Annotated in this window: 12 protein-coding genes; 6 read left to right on the forward strand and 6 right to left on the reverse strand. The window is 71.7% G+C overall.

Going from position 1 to position 12,253, the window contains the following annotated elements:
• On the reverse strand, nucleotides 1-1,701 hold the full coding sequence (leuA, locus tag AB0L37_RS27815; protein WP_365511005.1) for a 2-isopropylmalate synthase: 1,701 nt from the start codon (nucleotides 1,699-1,701) through the stop codon (nucleotides 1-3).
• 214 nt (nucleotides 1,702-1,915) lie between these two features.
• On the opposite strand from leuA, the gene AB0L37_RS27820 reads away from it, so the two are divergent.
• Both AB0L37_RS27820 and AB0L37_RS27825 read left to right on the forward strand, forming a co-directional pair.
• The gene (locus AB0L37_RS27820) at nucleotides 1,916-2,611 is read left to right on the forward strand and encodes an FCD domain-containing protein (RefSeq protein WP_365511008.1); all 696 of its coding nucleotides are present in this window, start codon (nucleotides 1,916-1,918) and stop codon (nucleotides 2,609-2,611) included.
• 53 nt (nucleotides 2,612-2,664) lie between these two features.
• Nucleotides 2,665-3,438, forward strand: coding sequence for an NAD(P)-binding domain-containing protein (locus AB0L37_RS27825; RefSeq protein ID WP_365511010.1), 774 nt, complete (start codon nucleotides 2,665-2,667; stop codon nucleotides 3,436-3,438).
• Between the two features lie 7 nt (nucleotides 3,439-3,445).
• Here the strand turns inward: AB0L37_RS27825 and AB0L37_RS27830 are convergent, their stop codons facing one another.
• Nucleotides 3,446-4,372 (reverse strand): AraC family transcriptional regulator, encoded by a 927-nt coding sequence (locus AB0L37_RS27830; protein WP_365511013.1) that lies wholly within the window; start codon nucleotides 4,370-4,372, stop codon nucleotides 3,446-3,448.
• A 116-nt stretch (nucleotides 4,373-4,488) separates the two neighbouring features.
• Between AB0L37_RS27830 and AB0L37_RS27835 the strand changes: the two genes are divergently transcribed.
• Nucleotides 4,489-5,487: a zinc-dependent alcohol dehydrogenase family protein gene (locus AB0L37_RS27835; protein WP_365511016.1), complete on the forward strand. Its 999-nt coding sequence runs from the start codon at nucleotides 4,489-4,491 to the stop codon at nucleotides 5,485-5,487.
• 69 nt (nucleotides 5,488-5,556) lie between these two features.
• Entirely contained in the window at nucleotides 5,557-6,258 is a 702-nt protein-coding gene (locus AB0L37_RS27840; RefSeq protein ID WP_365511018.1) for an NAD(P)-binding domain-containing protein, read from the forward strand.
• A 22-nt stretch (nucleotides 6,259-6,280) separates the two neighbouring features.
• On the opposite strand, the gene AB0L37_RS27845 is transcribed toward AB0L37_RS27840, so the two are convergent.
• Nucleotides 6,281-6,832 carry a glycoside hydrolase family 25 protein gene (locus AB0L37_RS27845; RefSeq protein WP_365511021.1) on the reverse strand — a complete coding sequence of 184 codons (552 nt, stop codon included), beginning with the start codon at nucleotides 6,830-6,832 and terminating at the stop codon, nucleotides 6,281-6,283.
• A gap of 187 nt (nucleotides 6,833-7,019) precedes the next feature.
• Between AB0L37_RS27845 and AB0L37_RS27850 the strand changes: the two genes are divergently transcribed.
• Together AB0L37_RS27850 and AB0L37_RS27855 are read left to right on the forward strand one after the other, a co-directional pair.
• The gene (locus AB0L37_RS27850; RefSeq protein ID WP_365511024.1) at nucleotides 7,020-8,015 is read left to right on the forward strand and encodes a L,D-transpeptidase; all 996 of its coding nucleotides are present in this window, start codon (nucleotides 7,020-7,022) and stop codon (nucleotides 8,013-8,015) included.
• A gap of 206 nt (nucleotides 8,016-8,221) precedes the next feature.
• The gene (locus tag AB0L37_RS27855; RefSeq protein ID WP_365511027.1) at nucleotides 8,222-9,079 is read left to right on the forward strand and encodes an ANTAR domain-containing protein; all 858 of its coding nucleotides are present in this window, start codon (nucleotides 8,222-8,224) and stop codon (nucleotides 9,077-9,079) included.
• Here AB0L37_RS27855 and AB0L37_RS27860 read toward each other — a convergent pair.
• The 3 genes from AB0L37_RS27860 to gcvH form a co-directional block, all read right to left on the reverse strand.
• The gene (locus AB0L37_RS27860; protein WP_365511029.1) at nucleotides 9,066-10,436 is read right to left on the reverse strand and encodes an L-serine ammonia-lyase; all 1,371 of its coding nucleotides are present in this window, start codon (nucleotides 10,434-10,436) and stop codon (nucleotides 9,066-9,068) included. The two genes, AB0L37_RS27855 and AB0L37_RS27860, sit on opposite strands and share 14 nt — an antisense overlap.
• A gap of 134 nt (nucleotides 10,437-10,570) precedes the next feature.
• Entirely contained in the window at nucleotides 10,571-11,836 is a 1,266-nt protein-coding gene (gene glyA, locus AB0L37_RS27865) for a serine hydroxymethyltransferase (protein WP_365511031.1), read from the reverse strand.
• Nucleotides 11,837-11,844: 8 nt separating this feature from the next.
• Entirely contained in the window at nucleotides 11,845-12,222 is a 378-nt protein-coding gene (gene gcvH, locus AB0L37_RS27870) for a glycine cleavage system protein GcvH (RefSeq protein WP_365511033.1), read from the reverse strand.
• Nucleotides 12,223-12,253 lie beyond the last annotated feature (31 nt).

Genomic DNA, 12,253 nt, shown 5'->3' on the forward strand with positions numbered 1-12,253 from the left:
TCAACTCACCTGACGCACGGCCCGGTTCACCGCGGAAAGGACCGCCCCCACGGAGGCGGTCAGCACCGAGGTGTGCCGGGCCGCGCCCCATTCCCGTACGGCACCGACCCGGCAGCGGACGTAGGCGACGGCCTCGCTGTCGGGGCCCGCCGTCAGGCCGTGCTGGGTGAAGGACTCGATGTCGACGTCGAGGCCGGCTGTGCGCAGGGCGTCGGTGAACGCGGCCAGCGGGCCGTTGCCCTTGCCCTCCAGCTCCCGGGACTCGCCGTCCACTTCGAGGACGCAGGCGAAGTGGTGGACGGCACCGTCCTGGCGTACCGACCAGTCGTCGGCGAGGGCGACGGGACCGGTCGCGTCCAGGTAGGCGGTGCGGAACAGCGCGTACAGCTCGTCCGGTGTCGCCTCGCTGCCGCTGTCGTCGGTGGCCTCCTGGACGAGCCGCGCGTACTCGGGGCGCATCTCGCGCGGCAGGTCGACGCCGTAGTGCTCCTTGAGGAGATACGCCATTCCGCCCTTGCCCGACTGGGAGTTGACGCGGATGACCGCCTCGTAGGTGCGTCCCACGTCGGCCGGGTCGATCGGCAGGTAGGGCACCTCCCAGCGGTCGTCCGTGCGGGTCGCGTGGTGGGCGAAGCCCTTGCTGATGGCGTCCTGGTGCGTACCGGAGAACGCCGTGTGGACGAGGTCGCCGGCGTAGGGGTGGCGGGGGTGCACGGGCAGCCGGTTGCAGTGCTCGACCGTCGCGCGCACCGCGTCGAGGTCCGAGAAGTCGATCTTCGGGTCGACGCCCTGCGCGTACAGGTTCATGGCGAGGGTCACCAGGTCGACGTTGCCGGTGCGCTCGCCGTTGCCGAAGAGGCACCCCTCGACGCGCTGCGCCCCCGCCAGGACGGCGAGTTCGGCGGCGGCGACTCCGGTGCCGCGGTCGTTGTGCGGGTGGACGGAGACGATCACGCTGTCGCGCCGGTCCAGGTGGCGGCTCATGTACTCGATCTGGTCGGCGTACACGTTCGGGGTCGCGATCTCGACCGTCGTCGGCAGGTTGTGGGTGACGGGGCGGTCGGGGCTCGCGTCCCACAGCTCGGTGAGCCCGTTGCACAGCTCCAGGACGAAGTCGGGCTCGGTGACGTTGTACGTCTCCGGCGCGAACTGGAAGCGGATGTGCGCGTCGGGGCGGGCGTCGGCCAGGCGGGCCATGAGCACGGCGGCCTCCCGCACGGTCGCCGCGATCTCGGCGCGCGTCTTGCCGAGGACGACGTCGCGCCAGACCGGCGACGTCGCGATGTAGAGGTGCACGACCGCGCGCGGCAGCCCCTCGATCGACGCGAAGGTCCGCGCGATCAGGTCCGTCCTGGCCGGGGTGAAGACGACCGGCGTCACGTCGTCGGGCACGGCGCCGGAGGTGACCAGATGGCGTACGAAGTCGAAGTCCGTCCGGCTGGCCGACGGGTAGCCGACCTCGATCTCCTTGAAGCCCATGCCGACCAGCAGGTCGAAGAAGCGGCGCTTGCGGTCGGTGTCCATCGGTTCCGCGAGGGCCTGGTTGCCGTCGCGCAGGTCGACGGGGACCCACAGCGGGGCCTCGGTGGGCCGGCGGTCCGGCCAACTCCGGGACTCCACAGGGACGTCGACGCGCTCGTGGTACGGGCGGTAGCGGTGGAACGGCATGGGGGAGGGCTGTTGGGGGTTCCAGCGGTACATGGGCTTCTCGGCTTCCTCTGCTGACGGCCGAAGGGCTCAGCAGGTCTGCTGAAGGTCTTCGGAAGGGGAACCGGCAGCGCGACACCCCGCGGCGGGGTGCCGGTCGCGTCAGGCCCCGCCGCGGCAGCCGAGAAGAAGCAGTCCGCGGAACATGCTCGTAGACTAGCCACACCTCAGCTCCTCAGACAAGTACTCCTCAGACAAGTTGGTGACAGTGGTGTCCGACGGTCCGCTCCGGCCCAGCCCCCTCGTCGAACAGGCCGCGGAGCGGCTGCGCGCCCGGATCGCCGACGGCGTCTGGCCCGTCGGCACCCGGCTGCCCGGCGAGACGACCCTCGCCAAGGACCTCGGCGTCGGCCGCTCCACGGTCCGCGAGGCGCTGCGCGCGCTCACCGGCGCCGGCATGGTGCGGCCCCGGCAGGGCGCGGGCGTCTTCGTGACGGCGGCCAGACCGGTCGAGGACTTCCCGACGCGGCTGCGCAGGGCGGCCCTCGTGGACGTGTACGAGGTGCGCACCCTGCTGGAGACCCAGGCCGCGCGCCTCGCGGCCGAGCGGCGCACCGACGACGACGTCCGGGCGATGACGGCGGCGCTCGACGCGCGCCGCGCGGCCGCCGACGGGCCCGGCGACGCGTTCGTGGACGCCGACATCGCGCTGCACGCCGCGGTCGTCGCCGCCGCGCACAACCCCGTCCTGACGGACCTCTTCGCGGAGTTCACCCCGGCCCTGCGCGAGGCCCTGATCGACCTCCTCGACCTCGTCGACGTACGCCACGCGGAGCGCGACCACGGCGACGCGGCGCACGCCGCCATCGTGGCGGCCGTGGTGGCGGGCGCCCCGGACGCGGCGGAGCGCGCGGCGCGCGACGAACTCCTGGCGATTCAGGGCAAGTTGACCGGCCAGGGGTAGGCCGGGCCGAGGAGGGGCAGGAAGGGACGATCACCACTTACAGGGGGGGCGGCGTGCGCGGCATCGGGATCATCGGCGTGGGCGAGATCGGGCGGGCCATGGTGGAGGGCCTGTGCGACGGGACCGAGGAGGCGCCGCCGGTCAACCTCTCGCCGCGCGGCGCCCGCACGTCCGCCGAACTCGCCGCCCGCCACCCGAACGTCCGGGTCCGCGCCGACAATCAGGGCGTCGTCGACAGCTCCGACATCGTGATCATCGCCGTACGCCCGCGGGGATACGCCGAGGCGCTCGCCGGACTCAAGGTCGGCGGGGACCGGATCGTCGTCAGCGTCGTCGCCGGAGTTCCTGCCGAAGCGCTGCGCCGCGTCCTCGGCACCGACGCCCCCGTCGTGCGCGCCATCCCGCTGCCCGCCGTGCGCGAGCGCGGCTCCGTCACCGTGACGTGCCCCGCCCACCCCGCCGTCGACGCCCTCTTCGACCGGCTCGGCGGGGCGCTCCCGGTCGCGGACGAAGCGGAGTTCGATGTCTTCTCCGCTCTCACGGGCACGTTGACCAGCCATTACTGGTATCTGGCGACGCTGGCCGAGTGGGCCGGGCGGCACGGTGTCGAGGCCGCCGACGCGGACCGCTACGTCCGCGGACTCTTCCAGGGCCTCGGGCGCTCGCTGGGCGACGGGTCCCGCTCGCTGCGCCGGCTCGCCGCGGACCACGAGACGCCGAACGGCAGCAACGAACGTATCCGCACCACCTGGTTCGACGAGGCCAACGCCACAGCCCTGACCGAGGCGCTCGACGGCCTCCTCGACCATCTGAGGCAGGGCTGGTGACGGTCCGTCAGGATGCCCGGCGGTACTGACCGGGCGCCACCCCGAACTCCCGCTTGAACGCCTTGGCGAACGCGAACTCCGATGCGTAGCCCGCCCGTTCGGCCACCACGCGCAGCGGCACGTCCTCCTCGCGCAGCTGCCGACCCGCCGTCGTCATCCGCCACCACGTCAGATACGCGAGCGGCGGCATCCCCACCGCCGCCGCGAACCGCCGCGCGAACGCAGCCCGTGACAGACCGCCCAGCGCCGCGAGTTCCGCCACCGTCCACGGGTGCGCCGGATCCGCGTGCATCGCCCGCAGCGCGGCCGCCAGCGGCGGTTCGGTGAGCGCCGCCGACCAGCCGGAGGCGTGCGCGCCCGGCTCGTCCCGGCCCAGCCACCAGGCCCGCAGGATGTACAGGAGCAGCGTGTCCAGGAGCGCCGAGACGATCGTGTCCGAGCCGGGGCGCGGCTCGTCGAGCTCCTCGCCGAGCAGCTCGACCGCAGCCCGCAGTGAACGGTGCGCGCCGACCCGGGCCGGCAGATGCACCACGTCCGGCAACTCGTCGAGCAGGGGATGGGCCCGCGCCCGGTCCAGGAGGTAGGCGCCGCACAGCATCACCGTGTCGGGCGTCGGGCCGACGCAGGGCCGGGGCGGCGGCGCGGGCCAGGTGCCGTCCGGCCGCAGCCTGAAGTCCTCGGGCTCCACGCCGACTTCGCTGACCAGGGTGTGCCCGCGGCCGTGCGCGAGGAAGACCACGTCGCCGGGGCCGAGCGCCACGGCCCGCGCCTCGTCCCCCTCCGGAAGCAGCCACGCCGAGCCGCGCAGCAGCACGTGGAACCCGGCGCCGTCGTGCGCGTCGAACCGGTTGCCCCACGGGGCGAACTTGTCCCGGAGCGCCGAGTGCGGCCGCCCGAGCCGCATCGCGGAGATCGCGTCGCTGAGTACGTCCATCCGGTCACCGTAGCGCGGGAGTTGAGGCAGTGAGACCCACTGGCGTGAGACGTACGGACATGAAAGCGAGACCGGCAGGCATGGTTCGTCTCGCCGGGCCTTCGTACGGTCGACGCATGACGAACACCACGCCCACCGCCACCGCCCGCGCCGTTCTCTTCGACGAGCTCGGCGGTCCCGACGTCCTGCGCATCGAAGACGTACCGCTGCGCGCCCCCGGCCCCGCCGAACTCCTCATCCGCGTCGAGGCGTTGGGGCTCAACCGCGCCGAGGCGCTGTTCCGCGCGGGGGAGTACTACTACCTCCCGACGCTGCCCGGATCGCGGCTCGGCTACGAGGCGTCCGGCGTCGTCGAGGCCGTCGGCGACCAGGTCACCGGCTTCCGGCCCGGCGACCTCGTGATGACGGGACCCGGCATCGAGATGGGCGCGCAGGGCGTCTACGGCGACCGGATCGTGCTCCCCGAGACGGCGGTCGTCCCGCGCCGCGCCTCCGTCGACGCGGTCACCGGGGCCGCGGCCTGGCTCACGTACACGACGGCGTACGGCGGCATGGTCGAGACGGGCGGGATGCGGCCGGGCGACCACGTCCTCATCACCGGCGCCTCCAGCGGCGTCGGCACCGCCGCGATCCAGGTGGCCCGGCGCGTCGGCGCGGTCCCCATCGCCACCACCCGCACCGAGGCCAAGCGCCAGGCGCTCCTCGACCTCGGCGCCGAGCACGTCGTCGTCACCGACGGCGACGACCTGCCGAAGGAGGTCCGGCGGGTCACCGGGGGCGACGGCGCGGACCTGCTCTTCGACGCGATCGGCGGACCCGAACTCCCGCACCACGCCTCGGCGTTGCGCAAGCGGGGCACGATCGTCGTCTACGGCTGGCTGGGCGGCACGATCGCCTTCCCGATGAACTGGCCGCAGACCATCCACACCTACGCCAACTTCGACCTGCCCGCCGACGGCATGCGCCGCGCCAACGCGTTCCTCGACGCGGGCCTGCGCGACGGCGCCCTGCGCCCGCGGATCGCCGAGGTCTTCCAAGGCCTCGACCGCATCCGGGACGCCCACCGCCTGATGGAGTCGAACGCGCACACCGGAAAGATCGTCGTCGCTCTCTGAGCCGTCACTCTTTGAGCCGAGCCCAGGAATAGTCCTCCCGTACCGGGGGTTCGCACTCCATGCACATGCATGAATCTCCCGAAGAGTGACTCCCGAAGGGCACCTCACATGAAGATCGGCATCATCGGCGCGGGCAACATCGGCGGCAACCTCACCCGGCGCTTCACCGCCGTCGGCCACGACGTGCACGTCGCGAACTCGCGCGGCCCGCAGACCCTCACCGCGCTCGCCGAGGAGACCGGCGCGACGCCCGCGACCATCGAGGACGCGGTGCGCGACGCGCAGGTCGTGGTCGTCACCATCCCGCTGAAGGCCGTGCCGAACCTCCCCAAGGGTCTCCTCGACACCGCCGCCGCCGACGTCGCCGTCATCGACACCGGCAACTACTACCCGCAGCAGCGCGACGGGAAGATCGAGGGCATCGAGGACGAGGGCCTGACCGAGAGCCGCTGGACGGAGCGGCAGCTCGGCCACCAGGTCGTCAAGGTCTTCAACGGCACGTACGCCGCCGACATCCTCGACAAGCCCCGTCCGAAGGGCGACCCGGCCCGCGTCGCCCTGCCGATCGCGAGCGACGACACGGCGGCCAAGCAGGTCGTGACGGCCCTCCTCGACGAGATCGGCTTCGACGCGGTCGACGCCGGCGGTCAGGACGACTCCTGGCGCCAGCAGCCGGGCACCCCCGTCTACGGCCTGGCCGCCGACGCGGCCGCCGTGCGCAAGGCCCTCGACGCGGCCTCCCCGACCCGCACGGCCGAGTGGCGCGCCTGATCCCCGGCGGCCCGGACCCCCGTCAGGGCGTGGCCCATTCGCGCAGCGCGTCCTCGCTCGCGAAATCGGCCACGTCCTTGTCGAGGGGGCGGTCCGTGTACTGGTGGATCACCCAGTCCGCCTTGATACGGGGCTTGCCGGCGGTGACGTAGTCGGCGATCCAGAGCCCGTCACCGGCGTAGGACGTCGAGTCGCGGTTCAGCCAGTAGTCGCGGTTGCAGTACAACAGCACCCGGTGACCGGGCCGCAGCCGCTTCACCTCGCGGATGAACCGGTCCTTCTCCGCGTTGCTCGCCCGCGTCCCCTCCCCGGTCGTCTCCCAGTCCGCCGCCAGCAGGTCCCCGGGCTGCTCCGGCGCCTTGCTCACGAAGTACTCGGCCTGCGCCGTGATGTTCCCCGGCCACAGGAAGTGGTAGAAGCCGACGACACAGCCGGCGTCACGGGCCCGCTTCGTCTGCGCGGCCAGCCGCGGATTGACGTAGGACCGCCCCTCCGTCGCCTTCACGAGGACGAACGACACACCGTCCGTGTCGAACGTGGCCTGATGCGAACTGACGTCGATGCCACGGATCATGCGGGCCTCCGGTCGGTGGGGCGACGAGGTCGAGCGTCCATCGTGCCAGCCGCGCACACGCATGAGTGGCCGCAATCTTGGAACACGCTTTGCCACACAGCATGCAACTACCGCCGTCCTTCTCACTGTCTGACAGAGGGTCCGCCCCTGTCAGAGGGGCGAGTGGTGGCGGAGATCGGGGCAGGTCGTGGGACGGCGCAAGGGCACTGGCATAGGAATCGCGCTCGTGACGGTCGCGGCGCTGGCGGGCGTGAGCGCCTGTGGCGGCGGGAGCGGGAACGCGGCGAGCGGGGACGACGGGAAGGGGGCGGGCAAGGGGAAGGCGAGCGCGAGCGCCAAGCCGTCGCCGACCAAGCCCAAGGGTCCGCCGATGCTCCTGGAGACGATCACCCCGCAGACCGGCACCAAGGTCGGCGTGGCCATGCCGATCTCGGTGGTGTTCACCAACCCGGTCGCGGCGAAGGCCCGGGCCGGCGTGGAGAAGCACATGAAGGTGAGCGCCTCGCAGCCGGTCGAGGGCGCCTGGCACTGGTTCGGCGACAAGCGCGCCGACTGGCGTCCGAAGGAGTACTGGCCCTCCGGTACGAAGGTGAAGGTCGTCGCCGACATGGAGGGCGTCAGCAACGGCAACGGCCGGTACGGCGTGCACGACTACACGCACACGTTCACCGTCGGCGACGACGTCCGCGCGGCCGTCTCCGTCACCGGCCACACCATGAAGGTCACCAAGAACGGCACGGCCCTGCGCACCCTGTCCATCAACGCGGGCAGCGCCGAGTACCCCACCTGGAACGGCACGATGGCCGTCATCGACAAGCAGGAGAAGGTCCACATGACCTCCTGCAGCGTCGGCATCAGCTGCGACAAGGGCAGCGCCAACTACTACGACCTGACCCTGCCCTGGGACGTGCACCTCACCCAGTCCGGTACGTACGTGCACTACTCGACCGGCGACCCGAACCCGGGCAGCGGCAGCGCCCGCGGCTCGCACGGCTGCGTCCACCTGTCGATGTCCGACGCCAAGTGGTTCTACCAGCAGGTCAAGCAGGGCGACCCGGTGACGATCACCGGCTCGCCGCGCGCCAAGGCCCCCGCGGACAACGGCTACGCGGCCTTCAACCTGAGCTGGGACGAGTGGCTCGCCGGCAGCGCGGCGGGGGAGTCGGCGGCCGCGACCTTGTGAAGATCCGGTGGCCGGGGCCGGGGTGACGTGTCGCGGCGGCGGGAGATACGGTCGGATCACGTGCTTGGGAAGCAGGCACCACGCCGGGCCGAGCCCTTGAGGGGCCCCTGAGCGAGCTGTGCCGGTCGGCGACGATGCCGACCGGCGGCTCGAGGTCCGCTTGGTTCCGCGCGTCCTCGACCAGACTCGCCGAAAGGCCGATTTCCATGCACTCCGACAGACAGCCGCACCCTGCCGCGGGCAACCCCGCGGAAGAGGACCTGGAGAGCGAGGTCCGGTCCCTGCGGGACGAGGTGCGGAGCCTGCGGACCCAGGAGCGGGCCCGCTCCCGGGTCGCCCTCGCCCAGGGGATGCTGATGGGCCGCTACCACCTCCCCGACGGGGACACGGCGTTCACGCTCCTGCGCGAGTCGTCGCAGCGCTTCAACGTCAAGCTCCACCAGGTCGCCGCCGCGCTGAGCACGACGAGCCCGCCCCCTGACCGGGACTCGCTCTGGTTTCCCGGCCGCACCCGCACGGACCCGCCCGCGCTGACCGGACTGCGCGCCGGCCCGCTCGACCCGCGCAACCAGGGGGAGGTCCTCAAGGCCGCCCTGCACCGGGTGATGGACGTCGTCGGCGCGGAGTCCGGCAACGCCCAGTTGCAGGAGGCGGACGTGCTGCGCATGGAGCGGCACGAGGGGCATCCCCGGGCGTTCGTCGACTACTTCGCGTTCGTCGGGGACGGCACGTCCTGCCACCGTGCCGCGCACGCCGCCCGGCAGGTCACGGTGCGGGACGTGGCCAGCACGGAGATCTTCGACGAGGAGACGCGCCAGGTCATCCTGGACAGCGGCAGCCGCGCCGCCCACAGCGTCCCGCTCACCGGCCTGGACGGCATCGCGCGGGGCGTCATCTCCAGCCACCACGCCCGCCCCCTGACCGGGTTCAGGCCCGTGCAGCTGGCCGAGCTGGATCGGATCCAGCACATGGTCGGCGGCTGGCTGTCCTGGCACGCCGGGACCGTCCTGCGGGACGCCCTGGAGCACCTGCACCTCCAGGCCGCCGGGATCAGCACTCGATGATGTTGACGGCGAGGCCGCCCCTCGCCGTCTCCTTGTACTTGACGGACATGTCGGCGCCGGTCTCCTTCATGGTCTTGATGACCTTGTCGAGGGAGACCTTGTGGGAGCCGTCGCCGCGCATCGCCATCTTGGCCGCGGTGACGGCCTTCACCGCCGCCATGCCGTTGCGCTCGATGCACGGGATCTGGACGAGGCCGCCGACCGGGTCGCAGGTCAGGCCGAGGTTGTGCTCCATGCCGATCTCCGCGGCGTTCTCCACCTGCTCCGGGGAGCCGCCGAGGACCTCGGCGAGGGCGCCCGCCGCCATCGAGCAGGCGGAGCCGACCTCGCCCTGGCAGCCGACCTCGGCGCCGGAGATCGAGGCGTTCTCCTTGAAGAGCATGCCGATGGCGCCGGCCGACAGCAGGAAGCGGACCACGCCCTCCTCGTCGGCGCCGGGCACGAAGTTCATGTAGTAGTGCAGGACCGCGGGGATGATGCCGGCCGCGCCGTTCGTCGGCGCGGTCACGACCCGGCCGCCCGCCGCGTTCTCCTCGTTGACCGCCATCGCGTAGAGGGTGATCCACTCCATGGCGTGGGCCAGCGGGTCGCCCTCGGCGCGCAGCTTGCGGGCCGAGCTCGCCGCGCGGCGGCGGACCTTGAGGCCGCCGGGCAGGATGCCCTCGCGGGACATGCCGCGCGAGACGCAGGCCTGCATGACGCGCCACAGTTCGAGCAGGCCGGCCCGGATCTCGTCCTCGGTGCGCCAGGCCTTCTCGTTCTCCAGCATCAGCGCCGGGATCGACAGGCCGGTCTCGCGGGTGAGGCGCAGCAGCTCGTCGCCGGTGCGGAACGGGTACTTCAGGACGGTGTCGTCCGGCACGATCGGGTTCTCGCCCGCCACCGCGTCCTCGTCGACGACGAAGCCGCCGCCCACCGAGTAGTACGTCTTGGTGAGCAGTTCCTTGCCGTCGCTGTCGTACGCCCACAGCGTCATGCCGTTCGCGTGGTACGCGAGCGTCTCGCGGCGGTGCAGGATCAGGTCGTCGTCGAAGTCGAAGCCGATCTCGTGCCTGCCGAGCAGGCTGATCCGCCGGGACTCCTTGATCGCCTCCACGCGTTCGTCGGCGTGCTCCACGTCGACCGTACGGGGGGACTCGCCCTCCAGACCGAGCAGCACCGCCTTCGGGGTGCCGTGGCCGTGGCCCGTCGCGCCGAGCGAGCCGTACAGCTCGGCCCGTATCGAGACGGTGCCGTCGAGCAGGCCCTCGTTCTTCAGGCGCCGCGCGAACATGCGGGCCGCGCGCATGGGGCCGACCGTGTGGGAGCTGGACGGGCCGATGCCGATCGAGAACAGGTCGAAGACCGAGATGGCCACGGTGGAACTCCAATGATGGTGGTAGACGCCGTTGTCTGCCGGGACAAGCGGGGGACGTGGTTCGGGGCACCCCGCCCACTGTCCAGTGTGCGGGGTGCCCCGAAAGTTCGTACGCCGCAAAGCGTACGTAATTGCTACAGGCCGGGGTACAGCGGGTGCTTGTCGGCCAGAGCGGTCACGCGGGCCTTGAGCGCGGCCGCGTCGTAGGACGGCTTGAGCGCCTCGGCGATCACGTCGGCGACCTCGCGGAAGTCGTCGGCGTCGAAGCCGCGGGTGGCGAGCGCCGGCGTACCGATCCGCAGGCCGGACGTCACCATCGGCGGGCGCGGGTCGTTCGGGACGGCGTTGCGGTTGACCGTGATGCCGACCTCGTGGAGGCGGTCCTCGGCCTGCTGGCCGTCGAGCTCGGAGTTGCGCAGGTCGACGAGGACCAGGTGCACGTCCGTGCCGCCGGAGAGCACGTTCACGCCGTGGGCGCGGGCGTCATCGGAGGTCAGACGCGCGGCGAGGATCCGGGCGCCCTCGACCGTGCGCTCCTGTCGCTCCTTGAAGCCCTCGCTCGCGGCGACCTTGAAGGAGACCGCCTTCGCCGCGATCACGTGCTCCAGGGGACCGCCCTGGAAGCCCGGGAAGACGGACGAGTTCAGCTTCTTCGCGAAGTCCTTCTTGGCGAGGATGATGCCGCCGCGCGGACCGCCGAGCGTCTTGTGCGTCGTGGACGTGACGACGTCGGCGTACGGCACCGGGTTGGGGTGCAGGCCCGCGGCGACGAGACCGGCGAAGTGCGCCATGTCAACCCACAGGTACGCCTCGACCTCGTCGGCGATGCGACGGAACTCGGCGAAGTCCAGCTGGCGCGGGTAGGCGCTCCACCCGGCGATGATCACCTTCGGGCGGTGCTCCTTGGCGAGGCGCTCGACCTCGGCCATGTCGACCAGCCCGTTGTCGTCCACGTGGTACGGGACGACCTCGAACTGCTTGCCCGAGAAGTTCAGGCGCATGCCGTGCGTGAGGTGACCGCCGTGCGCCAGGTCGAGGCCGAGGATCGTGTCGCCGGGCTTGGCGAGCGCGAACAGGGCGGCCTGGTTCGCGGAGGCGCCCGAGTGCGGCTGCACGTTGGCGTACTCGGCGCCGAACAGCTCCTTCACACGGTCGATCGCGATCTGCTCGGTGACGTCGACGTGCTCGCAGCCGCCGTAGTAGCGGCGGCCGGGGTAGCCCTCCGCGTACTTGTTGGTGAGAACCGAGCCCTGGGCCTCCATGACGGCGACCGGAGCGAAGTTCTCCGACGCGATCATCTCCAGGGTCGACTGCTGGCGCTTGAGCTCGGCGTCGACCGCGGCGGCGACCTCCGGGTCGAGCGCGTGCAGGGACTCGTTCAGAACGGACTTGTCGCTCATGGTGCGGTTCAGCTCCCGGAGAACTCGGTGTACTCGTCGGCGGTGAGCAGGTCCTTCGGCTCGTCGGCCAGGCGGACCTTGAACAGCCAGCCGCCCTCGAACGGGGCCGAGTTGACCAGGGCCGGGTCGTCCACGACGTCCTGGTTGGCCTCGACGACCTCGCCGTTGACGGGGGAGTACAGGTCGGAGACCGACTTGGTGGACTCCAGCTCGCCGCAGGTCTCGCCCGCGGTGAGGGTGTCGCCGACCTCGGGAAGCTGGACGAACACGATGTCACCGAGCGCGTTGGCCGCGTGCTCCGTGATGCCGACCGTGGCGACGCCGTCCTCGACGGCCGACAGCCACTCGTGCTCCTTGCTGTAACGCAGCTGCTGGGGGTTGCTCATGATGCGAATTCTCCTGTACGCGGGAAGGTGC

Origin of the sequence: Streptomyces sp. NPDC052225 (assembly GCF_040679615.1) — a bacterium.
Lineage (GTDB): Bacteria > Actinomycetota > Actinomycetes > Streptomycetales > Streptomycetaceae > Streptomyces.